Source organism: Piscinibacter sp., from assembly GCF_050175855.1.
In the GTDB taxonomy this organism is placed as follows: Bacteria; Pseudomonadota; Gammaproteobacteria; order Burkholderiales; family Burkholderiaceae_C; genus Piscinibacter.
In genome coordinates this window covers 1-18975 of the sequence record NZ_JBFXIO010000038.1, presented here as the reverse complement: position 1 = coordinate 18975, position 18975 = coordinate 1, and the positions used below count along the sequence as shown (strand labels likewise).

Here is an 18975-nt window from a genome sequence, read left to right as displayed (position 1 = left end):
TCTGGTGATGAGCGTGCAGCCCAAGGGCTCGCCGGTGCTGCGCAAGAAGTTCCTGATGCAGCTGCCGCAGCTGATGAAGGATCTCAACGAGGGCATGGCACTGATCGGCTGGCCGGAGGCCGCCCAGAAGGCCTTCTTCGCGCAGCTGCTGCCGGCCCACGCCGAGTCGCTGAAGGCGCCGCCGCTGTCGGAGCTCGACCACAACCTGCTGGCCAAGGAGATCGAGGGCGTCTTCAACACGACCATCCCGGGCGTCGAGTCGCTGTCGGTAGCAGACGTGGTGCCGGAGGTCGACAGCGAGGTCATCGAGAAGCGCTTCACCCCCGAGGAGGCGAAGCAGGTCGGCCTGGTGGAGGAAAGCGCGGTCGACTGGTCCGGCTCGGTCGACATCGAGGTCGAAGGCGCCGAGGCCGGCGACACCCAGCCGGACGCCCTGCAGGGCGGCGACGACTCCCTGCCGAGCGATCTCGGCCTGGACATCAACCTCGACCTGACGCCGAGCGATCCGCCGGAGCCTTCGCGCGGGCCGCAGCTGATGGACCATATCAAGCTGGGCTTCGCCTACCAGATGCAGCTCAAGGACGAGTGGCAGAAGGTCCGGCTCACCTACGTCAGCCCGGGGCGCAGCTTCTTCGTCTTCTCACGCGGCAAGAAGCACCAGGAAACCATCTCGATGACGGCGCGCATGCTGGCCCGAATGTGCGAGACAGGGCGCATGCGCGCCTTCGAGAACGCCTACCTGATCGAGCGGGCCACCGCACGCGCGCGCAAGCAGCTGGCCGCGCTGAAGGCGGCACCCACGAAGCACTAGGTCTTGGATGTCGGCGCGGCGAGGCGGCGCGCCATGCGCACCGCCGCGGCCAGGCTCGACGCATCGGCTCGCCCGGTGCCCGCGATGTCGAAGGCCGTGCCGTGGTCGGGGCTGGTGCGCACGAAGGGCAGGCCGAGCGTGACGTTCACGCCCTGCTCCACGCCGAGGTACTTCACCGGGATCAGGCCGTGGTCGTGCGTCATGGCGACCACGATGTCGAACTCGCCCGGATGGGCCGGTGGCGCGTGGCGAGCACGCATGAATACCGTGTCGGGTGCGTAGGAGCCCGATGCGTCGATGCCATCGGCCCGCGCTGCAGCGATCGCCGGCGCGATGATGCGGAGCTCTTCGTCGCCGAACAGCCCGCCTTCGCCGGCGTGAGGGTTCAAGCCCGCCACCGCGATGCGAGGCCGCGGCTGGCCCCAGCCTGCGGCGCAAGCGTGTGCGATGCGAATCGTCTCGAGCACGGCTTCCGTCGTGACGGCATCGATGGCCCGCCGCAAGGACATGTGGATGGTCACCAGCACCGTGCGCAGCTCGTCGTTGGCCAGCATCATGCGCACCGCCGGCGGCGGCTCGCCCGGCGCGGCCAGCGCCTGCAGCATCTCGGTGTGGCCGGGGAAACCGATGCCGGCCGCGGCCAGCGCTTCCTTGTGGATGGGCGCCGTGACGATGGCTGACGCCTCGCCGGCGCGCACCAGCGTCACCGCCTGCTCGATGCAGCGCGCTGCCGCGGCGCCGGCGCGCGCATCGATGCGTCCGAGGGGCGCGGCGAGCAGGTCGCCCGGCAGCCCCGGCACCGGCAGCACCGGCATGCACATCGGCGGCAGGTCGAGCGCGTCGGCCAAGCGCTCGATCCGGGCCACGGCCAGCAGTCCGCCGGTCAAGCCTGCCGCGCGCCGCATCACCGCCACGTCGCCGAGCACCACGCAACCGCGCGCCCCGCCGTCGCGAAAGAGCTTCGCGATGATCTCCGGCCCGATGCCGCAGGCATCGCCCATGGTGATGACCAGAGGCTGCGCGCGAAGGCCGTTGCTCATGCCGGGTTGTCGATGTCGATGAACTGGTGCTCGAGGCCGAAGGCCTCGGCCACGCTCGCCGCCACCGCCGGCGCGCCATAGCGCTCGCTGGCGTGATGGCCACAGGCCAGGAAGGCCACGCCGGTCTCGCGAGCGTAGTGCGCCTGCGGCTCGGAGATCTCGCCGGTGATGAACGCGTCGGCACCCGCCGCGATGGCCGCCTCGAAGTAGCCCTGCGCCCCGCCCGTGCACCAGGCCACGCGCTGGAGCGCACGACCGTCGCCCTCGACCACGGTCGGCGCGCGGCCGAGCCGGTATTGCAGCAGCGCAGCCAGCGCGGCCACGGTCAGTGGTTTCTCCGGCGTGCCGATGAAGCCGAGGTCCTGCTCGCCGAAGCGAGCATCGGCCACCAGCTTCAGCTTCGCACCGAGCTGGGCGTTGTTGCCCAGTTCCGGGTGGGCATCCAGCGGCAGGTGGTAGGCGAACAGGTTGATCTGGTGCGCCAGCAGCTTCTCCAGCCGCGCCTTCAGCCAGCCGGTCACCCGGCCGTCGTGGCCGCGCCAGAACAGGCCGTGGTGCACCAGGATGGCGTCGGCCTGCGCCTCGATCGCCCCCTCGATCAGCGCCAGACTGGCCGTGACGCCCGAGACGATCTTGAGAACCTCGGGTTTGCCCTCAACCTGCAAGCCATTCGGCCCATAATCTTTGAACCGGCCGACTTCCAGCAGCGCCTGCAGGTGCGAGTCGATCTCGTTGCGGTGGGCCATTTCGACGGGCTTTCAGGTGTTTCGATGCGCAGAACCTGGCTGATTTTCTCGCAAGCCGTGACGGTCGCCGTGGCGGCGCTGTTCGTCGTGGCCACGCTCAAGCCCGACTGGCTGCCGCGGCGCAGCGATGGCTCGGTCGTCACCGTGCTGCCTTCGCTGGCCCCCGTGGCCCCAGCCCAGCCCGTGGCGCTGGCGCCTGGTGCCACCGTCTTCAGCTACGCCGCCGCGGCGCAGCGTGCGACGCCCGCGGTGGTGAGCATCACCGCGCGCAAGGCCCCGCCGCGCTCGGCGCAGAGCAACGACCCCTGGTTCCGCTTCTTCTTCGGCGACGGCAATCCGCAGCCACAGACCGGCCTGGGCTCGGGCGTGATCGCCACGCCCGACGGCTACCTGCTGACCAACAACCACGTCATCGAGGGCGCCGACGACATCGAGGTCCAGCTCACCGACGGCCGCACCGCCACCGCGAAGCTGATCGGCACCGACCCGGAGACCGACGTGGCCGTGCTCAAGATCGAGCTCGACCGGGTGCCGGCCATCAGCTTCGGCAACACCGAGAACCTGCACGTCGGCGACGTGGTGCTGGCCATCGGCAACCCGTTCGGCGTCGGCCAGACGGTGACTTCGGGCATCGTCAGCGCACTCGGCCGAGACCAGCTCGGCATCAACACCTTCGAGAACTTCATCCAGACCGACGCGGCCATCAACCCCGGCAACTCCGGCGGCGCGCTGGTCGACGCCGCCGGCAACCTGGTGGGCATTAACACCGCTATCTACTCGCGCAACGGCGGCAGCATGGGCATCGGTTTCGCGATTCCCGTGGACACCGCACGCCAGGTGATGGAAGGCCTGATCCGCGACGGCCAGGTCATGCGAGGCTGGATCGGCGTGGAGCCGCGCGAGCTGACGCCCGAGATCGCCGAGACGCTGCGCCTGCCGATCCGCCAGGGCGTGCTGATCACCGGCGTGCTGCAGAGCGGCCCGGCCAGCGAGGGTGGGCTGCGCCCGGGCGATGTGGTGGTGAAGGTGGGCGACAAACCGGTGGCCAGCACCGGCCAGCTGCTCAACGCCGTGGCCTCTCTCAAGCCGCGCGAGACGGCGGTGATCTCCGTGCAGCGTGGCGACAAGGCGCTCGAGCTCAACGTCGTGGTCGGGCAGCGGCCCAAGGCACGAACGCGTCAGCCGCAGTAGTAGCGCGGCGAGCTCAGGATGGGGTGCCGGAGCCCTCTTCCGCCGGTGCCTGCGTGTGCTTGATGAAGATCTGCGCCGCCCAAATGCCCACTTCGTAGAGCAGGCACATCGGGATCGCCAGCGCCAGCTGCGAGACCACGTCCGGCGGTGTGATGATGGCCGCGATGATGAAGGCGATGACGATGAAGTAGCTGCGGAACTCGCGCAACTTGTCCACCGTGACGATGCCCATCCGCGCCAGCACCACCACGACCACCGGCACCTCGAAGGCGGCGCCGAAGGCGATGAACATCGTCATCACGAAGCTGAGGTAGGCCTCGATGTCCGGCGCGGCGGTGATGCTCTTCGGCGCGAAGCTCTGGATGAAGTGAAATACCTTGCCGAAGACGAAGAAGTAGCAGAACGCCACACCGAGGAAGAACAGCACCGTGCTGGAGATCACCAGCGGCATCACCAGCTTCTTCTCGTGCGAATAGAGGCCTGGCGCGACGAAGGCCCAGGCCTGGTACAGCACCACCGGCAGCGCGAGCAGGAAGGCCGCCAGCAGCGTGATCTTCAGCGGCACGATGAACGGCGAGATCACGTTGGTGGCGATCAGCGTGGCGCCCTGCGGCAGGTTGGCCACCAGCGGCGCGGCCAGCAGGTCGTACAGCCCGGCCGGGCCGGGCCACAACGCCAGCGCGCCGAAGCACACCGCCACGGCGATCGCCGCGCGGATCAGCCGGTCACGCAGCTCGATGAGGTGCGAGACAAAGGGCTGCTCGGTGCCCGCGAGCTCGTCGGGCTTGTCGTCGGGGGAACTCATGGCTTCAGGCCTGCGGCCGCGGCGGCCGGAAACGGGCGACGCGCGCCGCGCCCGACTGCGCCTTGCCGCGGATGCCGTGGCGCTGCTTGTACCACTGCGGCATGGCGCCGCGCTTGAGGCGCCAGTTCTTCTTCGGATGCTTGTACGAGGGCGCCGGCGTGGCCAGCGGGTCGTAGAAACTGCCTTCGTCCGATGAGGAGGACGTCCCGACCGTCTCCGACCACGACTTGTCGAGCTCGGAGGTGGTCTCGCGGATCTCGGTGTTCACCGTCTGCTCGACGTTGCGCGCCGCGTCCTCGAAGCTCGTCTTCATCTTCTTGAGTTCTTCGAGCTCGATCGAGCGGTTGACCTCCGCCTTGACGTCGGCCACGTAGCGCTGTGCCTTGCCCAGCAGGTGGCCGACGGTGCGCGCCACCCTCGGCAACCGCTCGGGGCCGATGACGATCAGCGCCACGGCGCCGATCAGGGCGATCTTGTCGAAACCGAAGTCGATCATGCGGACAGGCCGGCGCCGGCAGCGGCGCGGCGCAGGATCACGACTTGGTCTTGGCTTCCACGTCCACCGTGTTGGCGTCGGCGGTCTTGTTGGCGGTCACCTGCTGGGCCGGCGCATTGGCGTCGGCATTGCCGGCCGAGCCGTCCTTCATGCCGTCCTTGAAGCCCTTGACGGCGCCACCCAGGTCCGAACCGATGTTCTTGAGCTTCTTGGTGCCGAACACCAGCAGCACGATGACCAGCACGATCAGCCAGTGCCAGATGCTGAATGAACCCATGACTTCTCTCCAGTCGTCAGCGACAAGGTTTTGATTCTAGGGGAGGGGCCGGGTTCAACCCTTGCTCCAGGGCCTTGGCCCGCCCATGACGTGCATGTGGACATGCTGGACTTCCTGCATGCCATCGGGCCCGGTGTTCACCACGATGCGGAATCCGTTCGTCACGCCCAGGTCTCGCATCAGCTTCGGCGCCATCGCCGTCATGCGGCCGAGCAGCGCGGTATGGCGTTCGTCGGTGTCGTACATCGTGGCGACGTGCTGCTTGGGGATGATGAGCACGTGCACCGGCGCCCACGGCGCGATGTCGTGGAAGACCAGCAGCTCGTCGTCTTCGTGGACCTTGCGGCTCGGGATCTGCCCGGCCACGATCTTGCAGAAGATGCAGTTCGGATCGGCACTCATGCGTGTGTCCTCAGACGGCCATCGGCTTGCCGTCGTTCCAGTTCAGGAAGCCCTTGACGATGCGATAGATGCACCACACGAAGTTGGCGAACAGGATCGCGAAGCCGACCAGCACGAACAGGGTGATGAAGCCGACCACGGCCCACAGCAGCCCCCACCAGAAGGTGCGGATCTGCCAGGTGAAGTGGCTCTCGTACAGCGTGCCGACGGTGTCGTCGCGCTTCACGTAGTTCATGACGATCGCCACGATGCCGGTGACGCCCACGAACAGGCTGGCCGCCTGCAGGATGTAGATGATCATCGTGAGCTGCTTGAGGCTCTCGAGCCTGGCGGCGCCGGGCGCGGGAGCCGGGGTGGCGTCGATCACGTCGTTCATGGCTTCTTCTCCTCCTCGTCGCGGGATTGTGCCTTGCGGGCCGCGAACTCCTCGAGGCCCGACAGGCCCTCGCGCCGGCGCAGTTCGGCCAGCACATCGGCCGGGCTGAGCCCGTGCACGGACAATGCCAGCATCGAGTGGAACCACAGGTCGGCGACCTCGTAGACGATCTTCTCGCGCACGCCGTCCTTGCAGGCCATCACCGTCTCGGTGGCTTCCTCGCCGACCTTCTTCAGGATGGCGTCCTGGCCCTTGGCGAACAGGCGCGCCACGTAGCTCTTGTCGGGGTCGCCGCCCTTGCGGGACTCGATCACCGCGGCCAGCCGCGCCAGGGTGTCGTCGCTGCTCATGCTCATTTGTAGATGCGCTCCGGATCCTTCAGCACGGGCTCGACGGCTGTCCAGCGGCCGCCATCCAGGCGCTGGTAGAAGCAGGAATGGCGCCCGGTGTGGCACGCGATGCCGGGCTCGTGGCCGAGCTGGGTCACCTTCAGCAGCACCACGTCGTTGTCGCAGTCCAGCCGCAGCTCGTGCACCTTCTGGATGTGGCCGGACTCCTCGCCCTTGTGCCAGAGGCGCCCGCGCGAGCGGCTCCAGTACACCGCCTCGCCGCGCTCGGCCGTCAGGCGCAGCGCCTCGCGGTTCATGAAGGCGAACATCAGCACGTCGTTCGTGCCGAGCTCCTGCGCGATCACGGGCACCAGGCCCTGCGCGTCCCACTTCACCTCGTCCAGCCAGTCCATGGCCGGCAGTGTAGCGAGCGCTCAGGGCTCGCGATGTGTCACGCCGGTGAAGCCGCGCTCCTGCGCGAACCAGCGCAGCACGGGGATCGTGCCCGGCAGTACCGGCACCACCTCGACCGGCAGCGTCTGCCAGGCCATGGCCTGGCGTTCGCGCATCTCGAACTCGCCCGTCCACTCGTACACCTTGCAGAAGTGCAGGCGCACGCGGGCGTGCGGGTAGTCCATCAGCTCGATCTTCCAGGGGTGCGCTGCACCGATGGTGATGCCGATCTCCTCGTGCAGTTCTCGGCGCAGCGCCTGTTCGACCGTTTCGCCGGCCTCCAGCTTGCCGCCGGGGAACTCCCAGTAGCCGGCGTAGACCTTGCCCTCGGGGCGCGAGGTGAGCAGGAAGCGGCCCTCGGCGTCGATCAGGACACCCACTGCCACGTCGACCGGCGTGCGCTGGCTCGTGACTTCACTCACCGTGATGCCGCCCGGCGTAGTCTCTTGCGAACTGGAACGCCACCCGACCCGAACGAGAGCCGCGCTCCAGCGCCCACACCAGGCTCTCCTGGCGCGCGGCAGCGATCGCGTCCTCCGGCACGCCGTGGCCACGCAGCCACTGCGCGACGATGGCGAGGTATTCGTCCTGGCTGAATGGGTAGAAGCTGATCCACAGCCCGAAGCGCTCGGACAGCGAGATCTTCTCCTCCACCACCTCCCCCGGGTGCACCTCGCCGTCCTCGGTGTGCTGGTAGGTGAGGTTCTCCTTCATGTACTCGGGCAGCAGGTGGCGGCGGTTGCTGGTCGCATAGATCAGCACGTTGTCCGACGCCTGCGCCACCGATCCGTCGAGGATGGACTTGAGCGCCTTGTAGCCCGCCTCGCCCTCGTCGAAGCTGAGGTCGTCGCAGAAGACGACGAAGCGCTCGGGCCGGCTGGCCACCAGGTCGACGATGTCGGGCAGGTCGACCAGGTCGGCCTTGTCGACCTCGATCAGGCGCAGGCCTTGCGGCGCGAATTCGTTGAGTACCGCCTTGATCAGCGAGCTCTTGCCGGTGCCGCGCGCGCCGGTGAGCAGCACGTTGTTGGCGCCATGGCCCTCGACGAACTGCCGCGTGTTGCGCACCAGGCGCTCCTTCTGCGGCTCCACCTCGACCAGCGCGTCGAGCCGGATCGTCGCCACGTGGCGCACCGGCTCGAGCACGCCCGAGGCGCCGCGCTTGCGGTAGCGGAAGGCGATGGACGCCGCCCAATCGGGCGCCGCCGGCGGATGCGGCAGCACCGCCTCGAGGCGGGCGAGGAGTTGCTCGGCACGCGCGAGCACGGAGTCGAGATCGGCCATGGGGCGCAGAGTTTACGTGGGCAGTTCGCGCACCGCGTCGCCGGCCACCGCGAAGACGCGGTCGCCGCTCGCGCGCCGAACCGGGTGCATGCCGGTGAAGCTGCCGAAGGCCGGCAGCACCAGCATCTGGGCGTGCAGATGGAAGCACGGCAACCGCAGCCGCTCGCGCGCGCGGCCCTGCACCGACACGCAGGGGTGCAGGTGGCCGGCGATCACGAAGGCGCCGGCCAGCGGGCGGGGGTGGTGGCACAGCGCCAGGCCGGCTTCGCGCAGCGGCTCGTCGACGACCTCGAAGCCCAGTTCGGCGGGCGGATCGCCGGCGCGGTCATCGTGGTTGCCGCGCACGAGCACCAGTTGCAGCGCCCGGTGCTGCGCGCGCCAGCGGGCCACCGCGGCCAGCGTGGCCGCCGCGTGCGACCGCACGGAATGCAGGAAGTCACCGAGGAAGACGATGCGCCGCACCTCGTGCCGCGCCGCCAGTGCCGCGAGGCCGGCCAGCGTCTCACTGGTGGTGCCGCCGGGCACGGGTACGCCGAGAGCGCGGAAGCTCGTCGCCTTGCCGATGTGGGCATCGGCGATCAGCAGGGTGTGGCTTGCGGGCAGCAGCGCCGCCTTCTGCGGGAGCAGCACCATGGCCTGTCCGGCCACCTCGATCGTGACCATGGCGAAGCAGAGGGACGATTCAGGCGACGAGCAGGCCGAGCGCCGCGTCGAGGTGCTCGGTGGGGCTGCGCTTGAAGCCCGAACGGGCGTAGCGCTGCAGGCGGCCGACCGCGAAGGCGGTGAGCACCGAGGCCTTGGCGTTGGCGTCCACGGTCGGCGTGGACGAGCCGGCGGCTTCCGCCGCCGTGCGCAGGCTCTGGCGCAGCTGCGACTCGATGCGGTCGAAGAACTGGTTCATGCGCGCGAGCAGGCGGTCGTTCTCGAACACCAGCGCGTCGCCGACCATCACGCGGGTCATGCCCGGATTCTTCTCGCCGAACTGCAGCAGCACGGTGAGCACCTTGCGCACCTGCGTGCCGGGGTCGGCCTCGCGTTCGTTGATCTGGTTGACCAGGCTGAAGATGGAGCTCTCGATGAACTCGATCAGGCCCTCGAACATCTGCGCCTTGCTGGCGAAGTGGCGATACAGCGCCGCTTCGCTCACGTCGAGCTTGGCGGCCAGCGCGGCGGTGGTGATGCGCTCGGCACCCGGCTGCTCGAGCATCGAGGCCAGCGTCTGCAGGATCTGGATGCGGCGCTCGCCCGGCTTGGGGCGCTTGCGCGTCGTTGCTGCGGCGCTGCCGGCCTCGTCAGCGGATGCCCCATCGGGCGCGTCGGTGTCGACGGGGAGGTCTGACGCGGAGGGGTGGGTGTGGGTCATCGCAGCGTATGCAACGTCTTCAGCGAAAAGATTCTGGCATACACGTACGGGGGCATGTGGCAAGGGTGAACACCAACTTTCACCTCCCGGCGCCCGCTGTTGATTCCATCACGCAAAGTCCCCTTGAAACGGCCGTCGAGGTAGCGGCGCATCCACACGGTGCGCATGCCCAGCGCGTGCGCAGCCTTCTGGTGGGCCAGGGTGTCCTCCACCAGCACGCAGTCCGACAGCTTCACCTTCAGCCGAGCGGCCACGTGGCGGAACATGCGCGCGTCGGGCTTGGGCCGATGCTGGCCGAACATGGTCATGTCCTCGATGCACAGGATGCCGTCGAAGAGCGGCGTCAGTCGCAACCCGTCCATCACGCGCAGTGCGTAGTCGCGCGGCGCGTTGGTGAGGATGAACTTGAGGCCGCGCAGCCGCTTGAGTGCGGCGCGATCGTGTGCGCTGGTGCGCAGCCGGCCTTCCAGTCCTGGAAGCCGGTGTGTCTGTTCGAGGAAGTGCGATGCGCGCACGCCGTGGTGCCGCACCAGGCCGAGCAGCGTGGCGCCGTAGTGGTGCCAGTAGTGCTGCCGCAGTGTCGACGCCTCGTCGAAGGGCAGACCCAGATGCTCGACGATGTATTCGGTCATCGCGCGGTTGGTCGCCCCGAAGGCCGCGTGGCTGGCGTCGTGCAGCGTGTTGTCGAGGTCGAAGAACCAGACGCGGCCGCAGCCCTTCGGGCGGACGCTCATCCGCTCAGCTCCGCCACGAAGTGGTGGCCCAGGGCTGGCGCCGATTGCCGAATCTCTTGAACGCGCACGAGCTCGTGCGCCACCGGGTGCGCGAAGCGCGGGCCGTCGAACACGAAGGTATGGAACTCGCCGTTCTCGCCGCAGGCATCGACGCCTTCGGGCAGGTCTGCGAGGAAGGCGGCGTCGAACACGCGGCCGCAGAAGCTCGCGTCGAGGAAGCGCGCATCGACGCAGACCACGCGGGCGCGGTAGCCCAGGGCGAGAAGCTCGTCGACCAACGCACGACGTGGCGCCTGCCACAACGGCAGTTCGGCACGAAGGCCGGCGGCGGCACAGACCTTCTCTTCCCAGTCGCGGTGCGGCTGCAGGTCGATGTCACCGAACAGGCCGTGCGTGATGCCCTCCTGCGCGAAGCGCTTCAGCTGAGCGGTGAACACCGCCTCGTAGTCGGCCCAGCCAGCGCGTGCGATGACCAGCGGGATGCCCAGGGCATCGGCCTGTGCCTGCATGAGCCGCGGGGGGATCGCGTGCGAGCGCGAGCGTTCACCGCTCTCGTCGAACATCGCCAGCAGCGCCTCGACCGTCCAGCCTGCCACGAGCGCGCGGTGCAGCGCCAGCATCGAATCCTTGCCGCCGCTCCAGCTGAAGAAGGCGCGCTGCGACACCTCAGTGGGAACGGATCATCGTTCCGTAGGCCTGGTCGGTCAGCACCTCCAGCAGCATTGCGTGCGGCACACGGCCGTCGATGATGTGCACGGTGTTGACGCCGTTCTTGGCCGCATCGAGCGCCGAGCCGATCTTCGGCAGCATGCCGCCGCTGATCGTGCCGTCGGCGAACAGTTCGTCGATCTCGCGCGCGGAGAGGTTGGTCAGCAGCTTGCCGCTCTTGTCCAGCACACCCGGCGTGTTGGTCAGCATCATCAGCTTCTCGGCCTTGAGCACCTCGGCGAGCTTGCCGGCCACCACGTCGGCATTGATGTTGTAGTTCTCGTTGTCCTTGCCGAAGCCCAGCGGCGAGATCACCGGGATGAACTGGTCATCCTGCAGCGCCTTGACCACCGCCGGGTCGATCGACTCGATCTCGCCGACCTGGCCGACGTCATGCTCGATGCTCGGGTCCTTGTGGTCGAGCATCTTCAGCTTGCGCGCGCGGATCAGTCCGCCGTCGCGGCCGGTCAGGCCCACGGCCTTGCCGCCAGCCACGTTGATCAGGCCGACGATGTCCTGCTGCACCTGACCCGCCAGCACCCACTCGACCACCTCCATGGTCTCGGCATCGGTCACCCGCATGCCCTGGACGAAGGTGCCCTTCTTGCCCAGCTTGGCCAGCGCATCCTCGATCTGCGGCCCGCCGCCGTGCACCACCACCGGGTTCAGGCCCACCAGCTTGAGCAGCACCACGTCTTCGGCGAAATCCTGCTGCAGCGCCGGGTCGGTCATCGCGTTGCCACCGTACTTGATGACGATGGTCTTGCCGTGGAACTTGCGGATGTAGGGCAGCGCCTGAGCGAGGATCTCGGCCTTGTCGCGCGCCGCGATGTGGGTGAGGTCGTGAACGGCCGGGGCCGGGGCAGCGTTTCCACTCATGGCAGGCGTTTCTCCGCAGGCGTGATGCAGTGCGGCAAATTGTAGGCGGCGTGGCCGGGAAACTTTGAGGCGCGGCCGATAATCGGCTCACCATGGGACGGGCAGGACAAGAACGCAGGCGGCGTGGCCCGGCAACCGGGCGAGCGCTCGTGTTGCTGGCGGTGACCGTGCTGGCGGGCTGTGCCTGGCAGTCGGGCACGAACGGCCGCGTGCCGCACTCCGTCTACCAGCACGAACGCTTCCAGGCCGACGAGACCTTCTCGCGCCTGTTCGACGCCGGCGTGGGCGAGACCTGCGAAGCCGCGCGCCGGGCGCTGCTCAGCCAGGGCTACGTGATCACCGCCTCGCGCGCCGACGCCATCAGCGGCAGCAAGCGCTTCCAGCCCGAGGGTGAGGTGCACATGGAGATCAGCTTCACCGTGGTGTGCGTGCCCGAAGGCAGCAGCGGCCGCCTGTCCACCGCCTACGTCTCGGCGCAGCAGGACCGCTACGTCATCAAGAAGGTGGCCAACAACACCAGTGTCGGCGTCGGAGCGCTCGGCTCGATCTCGGTGCCGCTGTCGGCGAGCGAAGAGTCGCTGGTCAAGGTCGGCTCCGAGACCATTCCGGCGGGCCAGTTCTACGACCGCTACTTCGCCCTGATGGCGCGGCTGCTGGCCGACCTGCGCGAAGGCGGGGAGTGACCCGGCGCGGGCCCTCCCCGGGCCCGCTCAGAAGTGGATGCCGCGCATCATCTGCTGCAGCGCCACCGCCTCGGCGCTGAGCTGCGGCTTGCCGCCCTTCTCCCCCTTGGCGGCGTCGCTGTCGGGGAACATGCGGAAGCTGGTGTTCATCACGATCTGCGCCACGCGCGGCGCCACCGCATGCAGGAGCTCGCCGAACTGGCCCAGGCGCGTGGCGATGCGCACCGGCTTGTCGATGCAGGCCTGCGCGATCATGTCGGCGGCCTCCTCGGGGCTGAGCGTCGGCACGTTCTGGTAGATCTTGGTCGGCGCGATCATCGGCGTGCGCACCAGCGGCATGTTGATGGTCGTGAAGGTGATGCCGACGTCGGCGTATTCGCTCGAGGCGCATCGCGTCCACGCGTCCAGCGCCGCCTTGCTGGCCACGTAGGCCGAGAAGCGCGGCGCATTGGTCAGCACGCCGATCGAGCTGATGTTGACGACGTGGCCGCGGCGCTTGGCCACCATGCCCGGCAGCAGACCCATCGTGACGCGCAGGCAGCCGAAATAGTTCAGCTGCATCGTGCGCTCGAAGTCGTGGAAGCGGTCGTAGCTCGACTCGATGGCGCGGCGGATCGAGCGGCCGGCGTTGTTGACCAGGAAGTCGACGCCGCCGTGCTCCTCGTTCAGCGTCCGGATGAACTCGGCACAGCCGGCTTCGTCGGCGATGTCGACGCTGTAGCTGTAGACGTGCGCATCCTTGCCCGCCACCGACTTGATCTCCTTGACGGCCTCGGCGAGCTTGTCCTCGTCGCGCGCGCAGATGATGGTGACGGCGCCGGCCTGCGCGAACTTGCACGCCGCCGCCAGGCCGATGCCGGAGGAACCGCCGGTCACCAGCACCACCTTGCCGCCCACCGTGCCCTTGAGGCTGCGGTCGATGAACAGCGCCGGGTCGAGGTGGCGCTCCCAGTAGTCCCACAGCCGCCAGGCGTAGTCGTGCAGGTTGGGGCACTCGATGCCGCTGCCCTTGAGCGCGGCGTCGGTCTCGCGGCGATCGAAGCGCGTCGGGTAGTTGACGAAGGTCAGGATGTCCTCGGGCAGGCCGAGGTCCTTCATCACCGCGTTGCGCACCCGGCGCACCGGCGCCAGCGCCATCAGGCCCTTCTTCACGCTCTTCGGGATGAAGCCGAGCAGCGCCGCGTTGACGAATAGGTTCATCTTCGGCGCATGCGCGGCCTTGCTGAAGATGTCGAGCACGTCGCCGACGCGGTAGCCCACCGGGTCGACGAGGTGGTAGCACTTGCCGCTGGCGTGGAAGTGGTGGCTGATGTGGTCGAGCGCAGCGACGACGAAGTCCACCGGCACGATGTTCACGCGCCCGCCTTCCAGGCCGATGCTGGGCATCCACGGCGGCAGGATCTGCCGCATGCGCTGGATCAGCTTGAAGAAGTAGTACGGCCCGTCGACCTTGTCCATCTCGCCGGTGCGCGAGTCGCCCACCACCATCGCCGGGCGGTAGACGGTCCACGGCACCTTGCACTCCTTGCGAACGATCTTCTCGCTCTCGTGCTTGGTGGCGAAATACGGATGGTCCAGCCCCTCGGCCTCGTCGAACATGTCCTCACGGAACACGCCCTCGTACAGGCCGGCGGCGGCAATCGACGAGACATGGTGGAAGTGCTTGGCGTCGATCGCCTTGGCGAACTCGACCGCGCTGCGCGTGCCCTCGATGTTGGTCTTGACCTGGCTCTCCTCGTCGGCCGAGAGGTCGTACACGGCGGCGAGGTGGTACATGTGGTCGATCTGGCCCTTCAGGCCCTTGATCTGCTCGTTGTCCACGCCGAGCTTCTTGGCCGTCAGGTCGCCATACACCGGCACCGCGCGCGACTTGCCCACACCCCAGTAGTGCAGCAGCTCGGGCACCTTGCCTTCGGACTCGGGACGCAGCAGGAAGTGCACGACGGCGCCGCGCCGCGCCAGCAGGGTCTTGACGAGTCGACGGCCGATGAAGCCGGTGGCGCCGGTGACGAAATACTGCATGGGAGTTCCTCCGGATCGTTCTGTGGGAGAGGGGTTTGCCCCAATTCTTGTCCAAAGCCTCCGCGGCCACGCTGCGCGCTTACCCGGAGCGCAGCCGCGCCCGGCGTAGAGCCCGCCCCCTAGAGAATTAGGCTGCCCGCTCCAAGGGCGCTGCCTATAGTGCGAGGCATCCCGGCAGCACATCGAAGGACACACGACATGGTCAAGAAGCTCAAGCAGATGGCGAACAAGAAGGCCGCGTCCACGGGCAACCTGCTCGACAACGCGCTGGCCGGTTCGGTCAAGGATTCCGCCCAGCAGATCTGGCTGGCCGGCATGGGCGCCTTCTCGAAGGCGCAGGAAGAAGGCGGCAAGGTGTTCGAGGCGCTGGTCAAGGAAGGCCTGTCGCTGCAGCGCAAGACGCAGGCCGTGGCCGAGGAGAAGTTCGGCGCGGTCACCGGCAAGATGACCAGCATGGCCGGCGACGTGCAGAGCAAGGCCGGCCAGCACTGGGACAAGCTCGAGACCATCTTCGAGGAGCGCACCGCCAAGGCCCTGAACAAGCTCGGCGTGCCCTCGGCGAAGGATGTGGAAGCGCTGATCAAGCGCATCGACGCGCTCAGCGCGCAGGTGGCCAAGCTGTCCAAGGGCGGCGCCGCACCGGCCGCGAAGAAGGCCGCAGCGGCCAAGAAGGCACCGGCTCGCAAGCGCGCGCCGGCCAAGAAGGCCGCAGCCTGACGACACCGTCAACGGCAGTGATCGGGGCACCGCGGGTGCCCCGTTTCATTTGCGAATCCGCAAGCCGCTCTAGAGGCAACGCCTCAGCATCGGCGCCATCGCCGTGTCTAGACTGACATCCATGCAGCAAGGTCCCCGCATCGGTGTGGCGCTGGCCGGCGGCGGGCCGCTGGGTGCGATCTACGAACTCGGCGCCTTGTGCGCGCTCGACGAGGCCATCACCGGCCTCGACCTGGCCGACTGCCAGGCCTACGTGGGCGTGTCCGCCGGTGGCTTCATCGCCGCCGCGCTGGCCAACGGCATGAGCCCGCGCGAGCAGTGCGCGGCCTTCATCGAGAACGAGGGCGCGGCGCACGACATCTTCGAACCCTCGCTGCTGCTGCGCCCGGCCTGGGGCGAATTCGCCAGGCGGCTGGCCTCGCTGCCGAAGGTGGCGGCGCAGGCGCTGTGGGTGGGCGCACTGCAGCGGCGCTCGGCCAGCGTCACCCTCGAGCAGCTCGGCCACGCGCTACCCACCGGGCTGTTCTCCAACACCGGCGTCGAGGCGCAACTGCGGCGGCAGTTCGCCGTGCCCGGCCGCAGCAACGACTTCCGGCAACTCCAGCGCAAGCTGGTGCTGGTGGCCACCGACCTCGACAGCGGCGAGAGCGCGCCCTTCGGCCTGCCCGGCTTCGATGACGTCCCGATCTCGCAGGCGGTGCAGGCCAGCTCGGCGCTGCCGGGCCTGTTCCCGCCGGTGCAGATCGGCGGGCGCTTCTATGTCGACGGCGCGCTGAAGAAGACATTGCACGCCTCGGTGCTGCTCGACGACGGGCTGGACCTGCTGATCTGCCTGAACCCGCTGGTGCCGTTCGACGCGGCGCATGCGCCGCGCGAGCGCGTGCTCCGCAGCGGCGAGCCGCGCATCCCGAAGCTGGTCGACGGCGGCCTGCCGGTGGTGCTGTCGCAGACCTTCCGAACGCTGATCCGCTCGCGGCTCGAGCTCGGCATGAAGGGCTACGAGCGCAGCCACCCGGCAACAGACATCCTGCTCTTCGAGCCGGACCAGCGCGACCCCGAGATGTTCCTCGCCAACACCTTCGGCTACTCGCAGCGGCGCTGGCTGGCCGAGCACGCCTACCGGCAGACGCGCGAGCAGCTGCGTGCGCAGCGACCCGAGCTGGCCGCCCGCCTGGCACGCCATGGCCTCGCGCTCGACGACAAGGTGCTGGCCGACCACCACCGCACGCTGTTGCGCCGGCCGGCCCGCCGCGGCCGGCCGCGCCTGCCCTCGGCGCTGGCGGTCAAGAAGCTGGAGCAGGTGCTCGACGATCTGGAGGTGGCGCTGAAGGCGCTGTGAGCCTCGCGGAGCTCAGATCTGGCCGGGGAACCACCAGAGCAAGGCTGCCGTCATCGTGACGTAGCGGGCGAACTTGCCGATCGCCATGTAGAACACGCAGGGCCAGAACGGCAGGCGCAGCCAGCCGGCCACCGCGCACAGCGGGTCGCCCACCGCCGGCAGCCACGACAGCAGGCAGGCCTTGGCGCCGAACCGCTCCAGCCACTTGAGCGCCTTCGCCTCCACGTGCTTGTGCGTCACGCGCTCGTAGGCGACCTCCGCGCCGTAGCCCATGGCCCAGCTGATCGCCCCGCCGATGGTGTTGCCGGCCGTGGCCACGAACACCGCCGGCCAGAACAGATCGGCGTTGAGCTTGACCAGGCCGAACACCGCCGGCTCGGAGCCCAGCGGCAGCAGCGTGGCCGAGACGAGCGAGACCACGAACACCGTGCTGAGCCCGTATTCGGGCAGCGCGAGCGTCGCGAGCAGGGACTGCAGCCAGGCTTCCATTCACAGCGATCATAGGCAGCTGCGCACGTGGTGCAGCGCAGGAAGATCAAGGCCCGTGCGCTGGCTATACTCCTGCCTCTCTTTTCAGCACCTCCCCTTCCCTACCCCCATGCGCATCGGCCACATCACGCTGGCGAACCGGCTGTTCGCCGCCCCGATGGCCGGGGTGACCGACCGCCCGTTCCGCATGCTGTGCAAGCGGCTGGGCGCGGGCTACGCGGTCAGCGAGATGGTGACCTCGCGCAAGGAGCTGTGGAACAGCCTGAAGACCAGCCGCCGCGCCGACCACACCGGCGAGAGCGACCCGATCTCGGTGCAGATCGCCGGCACCGACGCGGCGATGATGGCCGAGGCCGCGGCCTACAACATCGACCGCGGCGCGCAGATCATCGACATCAACATGGGCTGCCCGGCCAAGAAGGTGTGCACCAAGTGGGCCGGCTCGGCGCTGATGCAGGACGAGCCGCTGGCCGCGGCCATCATCGAGGCGGTGGTCGCTGCCGCGGCGCCGCGCAAGGTGCCGGTCACGCTGAAGATGCGCACCGGCTGGTGCCAGGCCGAGCGCAACGCGGTGCGGCTGGCGCGCATCGCCGAGGCGGCCGGCGTCGCGATGGTCACCGTGCACGGCCGCACGCGCGAACAGGGCTACGGCGGCCGGGCCGAGTACGACACCATCGCGGCCGTCAAGGCTGCGGTGGCGATCCCCGTGGTGGCCAACGGCGACATCGATTCGCCGCAGAAGGCGCGCGCCGTGCTGGAAGCGACGAAGGCCGACGCGATCATGATCGGCCGCGCGGCGCAGGGCCGGCCGTGGATCTTCCGCGAGATCGCCCACTACCTCGCCACCGGCGAGGAACTCGAGGCGCCGGCCACGCTGCAGGCCAAGGCCTGGCTGGTCGAGCACCTGCACGACCACTACGGCCTGTACGGCGAGCTGGCCGGCACGCGCAGCGCGCGCAAGCACATCGGCTGGGCCGTGCGCGGCCTGCCCGGCGGCCAGGCCTTCCGCGCCGAGATGAACCGCATCGACGACTGCGCGGCACAGCTGCGCGCGGTGGAGGCGTTCTTCGACTGCCTCGCCGACACCCACCCACGGCTGCCGGCCACGAACCGCGCCGCCAACGACGACTCTCTCGCACAACAAGCATGAGCAAGAAGCACATCGAGGAGTGCATCCGGGACAGCCTGGAGGGCTACTTCAAGGACCTGCGCGGCGTGGAGCCGAACGGCATGTACGACATGATCCTTCGCGTGGTGGAGAAGCCGCTGCTCGAGACGGTGATGAAGCACGCCGAGGGCAACCAGAGCCGCGCCGCCGACTGGCTGGGCATCAACCGCAACACGCTGCGGCGCAAGCTGCTCGACCACAAGCTGATCAAGTAAGAACACCGACCATGACCACCGCGCTGATTTCCGTTTCCGACAAGACCGGGGTGCTCGAGTTCGCCCGCGGCCTGGCTGCGCTGGGCGTGAAGCTGCTGTCCACCGGCGGCACCGCCAAGCTGCTGGCCGACGCAGGCCTGGCCGTCACCGAGGTGGCCGACCACACCGGCTTTCCGGAGATGCTCGACGGTCGCGTCAAGACGCTGCACCCGAAGATCCACGGCGGCCTGCTGGCGCGCCGCGACCTGCCGGCCCACGTGCAGGCGCTGAAGGCGCACGGCATCGAGACGATCGACATCCTGTGCGTCAACCTCTACCCGTTCGAGGCCACGGTCGCCAAGCCCGGCTGCACACTGGAAGACGCGATCGAGAACATCGACATCGGCGGCCCGGCGATGGTGCGCTCGGCAGCGAAGAACTGGCAGGACGTGGCGGTGCTCACCGACGC

At 68.6% G+C, this 18975-nt stretch carries 25 protein-coding genes and 1 pseudogene; 8 read left to right on the top strand and 18 right to left on the bottom strand.

The genetic code is table 11. From position 1 onward, the window contains the following. The coding region (locus AB7U92_RS05285; RefSeq protein WP_428575135.1) for a DUF1631 family protein at positions 1 to 811 on the top strand (811 nt) is incomplete at its 5' end. Here AB7U92_RS05285 and pdxA read toward each other — a convergent pair. Both pdxA and AB7U92_RS05275 read right to left on the bottom strand, forming a co-directional pair. After that, entirely contained in the window at positions 808 to 1851 is a 1044-nt protein-coding gene (gene pdxA / locus AB7U92_RS05280; RefSeq protein ID WP_428575134.1) for a 4-hydroxythreonine-4-phosphate dehydrogenase PdxA, read from the bottom strand. The genes AB7U92_RS05285 and pdxA overlap by 4 nt on opposite strands. Next, positions 1848 to 2597, bottom strand: a complete 750-nt coding sequence (locus AB7U92_RS05275) for a Nif3-like dinuclear metal center hexameric protein (RefSeq protein WP_428575133.1) — start codon at positions 2595 to 2597, stop codon at positions 1848 to 1850. The genes pdxA and AB7U92_RS05275 overlap by 4 nt, the downstream gene beginning before the upstream one ends. Positions 2598 to 2621: 24 nt before the next feature. Between AB7U92_RS05275 and AB7U92_RS05270 the strand changes: the two genes are divergently transcribed. Continuing rightward, positions 2622 to 3788 (top strand): S1C family serine protease, encoded by a 1167-nt coding sequence (locus AB7U92_RS05270; RefSeq protein ID WP_428575132.1) that lies wholly within the window; start codon positions 2622 to 2624, stop codon positions 3786 to 3788. A gap of 13 nt (positions 3789 to 3801) precedes the next feature. Here the strand turns inward: AB7U92_RS05270 and tatC are convergent, their stop codons facing one another. From tatC to argB, 14 genes are read right to left on the bottom strand one after another with little or no spacing between them, the layout of a single operon-like run. Beyond that, positions 3802 to 4593 (bottom strand): twin-arginine translocase subunit TatC, encoded by a 792-nt coding sequence (gene tatC / locus AB7U92_RS05265; RefSeq protein ID WP_428575131.1) that lies wholly within the window; start codon positions 4591 to 4593, stop codon positions 3802 to 3804. Between the two features lie 4 nt (positions 4594 to 4597). Next, positions 4598 to 5089 (bottom strand): Sec-independent protein translocase protein TatB, encoded by a 492-nt coding sequence (gene tatB / locus AB7U92_RS05260; protein WP_428575130.1) that lies wholly within the window; start codon positions 5087 to 5089, stop codon positions 4598 to 4600. A 37-nt stretch (positions 5090 to 5126) separates the two neighbouring features. Continuing rightward, the gene (gene tatA / locus AB7U92_RS05255) at positions 5127 to 5366 is read right to left on the bottom strand and encodes a Sec-independent protein translocase subunit TatA (protein ID WP_428575129.1); all 240 of its coding nucleotides are present in this window, start codon (positions 5364 to 5366) and stop codon (positions 5127 to 5129) included. A gap of 54 nt (positions 5367 to 5420) precedes the next feature. Next, positions 5421 to 5768, bottom strand: coding sequence for a histidine triad nucleotide-binding protein (locus AB7U92_RS05250; protein WP_428575128.1), 348 nt, complete (start codon positions 5766 to 5768; stop codon positions 5421 to 5423). A gap of 10 nt (positions 5769 to 5778) precedes the next feature. Then, positions 5779 to 6144 (bottom strand): DUF4870 family protein, encoded by a 366-nt coding sequence (locus AB7U92_RS05245; protein WP_428575127.1) that lies wholly within the window; start codon positions 6142 to 6144, stop codon positions 5779 to 5781. Continuing rightward, complete coding sequence (locus tag AB7U92_RS05240) at positions 6141 to 6494, bottom strand: phosphoribosyl-ATP diphosphatase (RefSeq protein ID WP_428575137.1); 354 nt, start codon at positions 6492 to 6494, stop codon at positions 6141 to 6143. The genes AB7U92_RS05245 and AB7U92_RS05240 overlap by 4 nt, the downstream gene beginning before the upstream one ends. 2 nt (positions 6495 to 6496) lie before the next feature. Continuing rightward, the gene (gene hisI, locus AB7U92_RS05235; protein WP_428575136.1) at positions 6497 to 6895 is read right to left on the bottom strand and encodes a phosphoribosyl-AMP cyclohydrolase; all 399 of its coding nucleotides are present in this window, start codon (positions 6893 to 6895) and stop codon (positions 6497 to 6499) included. Between the two features lie 12 nt (positions 6896 to 6907). After that, positions 6908 to 7348: an NUDIX domain-containing protein gene (locus tag AB7U92_RS05230; protein WP_428575126.1), complete on the bottom strand. Its 441-nt coding sequence runs from the start codon at positions 7346 to 7348 to the stop codon at positions 6908 to 6910. Continuing rightward, positions 7341 to 8210, bottom strand: a complete 870-nt coding sequence (locus AB7U92_RS05225; RefSeq protein WP_428575125.1) for an ATP-binding protein — start codon at positions 8208 to 8210, stop codon at positions 7341 to 7343. The genes AB7U92_RS05230 and AB7U92_RS05225 overlap by 8 nt, the downstream gene beginning before the upstream one ends. A 12-nt stretch (positions 8211 to 8222) precedes the next feature. Continuing rightward, positions 8223 to 8873 carry a ligase-associated DNA damage response endonuclease PdeM gene (pdeM, locus tag AB7U92_RS05220; protein ID WP_428575124.1) on the bottom strand — a complete coding sequence of 217 codons (651 nt, stop codon included), beginning with the start codon at positions 8871 to 8873 and terminating at the stop codon, positions 8223 to 8225. A gap of 19 nt (positions 8874 to 8892) precedes the next feature. Next, positions 8893 to 9573 (bottom strand): nucleoid occlusion factor SlmA, encoded by a 681-nt coding sequence (gene slmA / locus AB7U92_RS05215; RefSeq protein ID WP_428575123.1) that lies wholly within the window; start codon positions 9571 to 9573, stop codon positions 8893 to 8895. After that, on the bottom strand, positions 9570 to 10307 hold the full coding sequence (locus tag AB7U92_RS05210; RefSeq protein WP_428575122.1) for a pyrimidine 5'-nucleotidase: 738 nt from the start codon (positions 10305 to 10307) through the stop codon (positions 9570 to 9572). The genes slmA and AB7U92_RS05210 overlap by 4 nt, the downstream gene beginning before the upstream one ends. Continuing rightward, complete coding sequence (locus AB7U92_RS05205) at positions 10304 to 10972, bottom strand: diphthine--ammonia ligase (RefSeq protein WP_428575121.1); 669 nt, start codon at positions 10970 to 10972, stop codon at positions 10304 to 10306. The genes AB7U92_RS05210 and AB7U92_RS05205 overlap by 4 nt, the downstream gene beginning before the upstream one ends. A gap of 1 nt (position 10973) precedes the next feature. After that, on the bottom strand, positions 10974 to 11894 hold the full coding sequence (argB, locus tag AB7U92_RS05200; protein ID WP_428575120.1) for an acetylglutamate kinase: 921 nt from the start codon (positions 11892 to 11894) through the stop codon (positions 10974 to 10976). 149 nt (positions 11895 to 12043) lie between these two features. Between argB and AB7U92_RS05195 the strand changes: the two genes are divergently transcribed. Then, entirely contained in the window at positions 12044 to 12577 is a 534-nt protein-coding gene (locus AB7U92_RS05195; RefSeq protein ID WP_428575119.1) for a DUF2242 domain-containing protein, read from the top strand. A gap of 27 nt (positions 12578 to 12604) precedes the next feature. Here the strand turns inward: AB7U92_RS05195 and AB7U92_RS05190 are convergent, their stop codons facing one another. Next, positions 12605 to 14599: an SDR family oxidoreductase gene (locus AB7U92_RS05190; RefSeq protein WP_428575118.1), complete on the bottom strand. Its 1995-nt coding sequence runs from the start codon at positions 14597 to 14599 to the stop codon at positions 12605 to 12607. A gap of 198 nt (positions 14600 to 14797) precedes the next feature. Here AB7U92_RS05190 and AB7U92_RS05185 point away from each other — a divergent pair, with 198 nt between their 5' ends. Continuing rightward, positions 14798 to 15316 carry a phasin family protein gene (locus AB7U92_RS05185; RefSeq protein ID WP_428575117.1) on the top strand — a complete coding sequence of 173 codons (519 nt, stop codon included), beginning with the start codon at positions 14798 to 14800 and terminating at the stop codon, positions 15314 to 15316. A gap of 121 nt (positions 15317 to 15437) precedes the next feature. Then, a complete protein-coding gene (locus AB7U92_RS05180) occupies positions 15438 to 16655 on the top strand; it encodes a patatin-like phospholipase family protein (protein ID WP_428575116.1) in 1218 nt (405 codons plus the stop codon). Positions 16656 to 16667: 12 nt separating this feature from the next. Here the strand turns inward: AB7U92_RS05180 and AB7U92_RS05175 are convergent, their stop codons facing one another. Then, positions 16668 to 17144 (bottom strand): YqaA family protein, encoded by a 477-nt coding sequence (locus tag AB7U92_RS05175; RefSeq protein ID WP_428575115.1) that lies wholly within the window; start codon positions 17142 to 17144, stop codon positions 16668 to 16670. Positions 17145 to 17253: 109 nt separating this feature from the next. On the opposite strand from AB7U92_RS05175, the gene dusB reads away from it, so the two are divergent. The 3 genes and pseudogenes from dusB to purH form a co-directional block, all read left to right on the top strand. Continuing rightward, a complete protein-coding gene (gene dusB, locus AB7U92_RS05170; protein WP_428575114.1) occupies positions 17254 to 18294 on the top strand; it encodes a tRNA dihydrouridine synthase DusB in 1041 nt (346 codons plus the stop codon). Next, positions 18291 to 18527 carry a Fis family transcriptional regulator gene (locus AB7U92_RS05165; RefSeq protein ID WP_428575113.1) on the top strand — a complete coding sequence of 79 codons (237 nt, stop codon included), beginning with the start codon at positions 18291 to 18293 and terminating at the stop codon, positions 18525 to 18527. The genes dusB and AB7U92_RS05165 overlap by 4 nt, the downstream gene beginning before the upstream one ends. Positions 18528 to 18538: 11 nt before the next feature. After that, positions 18539 to 18975, top strand: a pseudogene (gene purH, locus AB7U92_RS05160) (bifunctional phosphoribosylaminoimidazolecarboxamide formyltransferase/IMP cyclohydrolase); the annotation flags it as partial.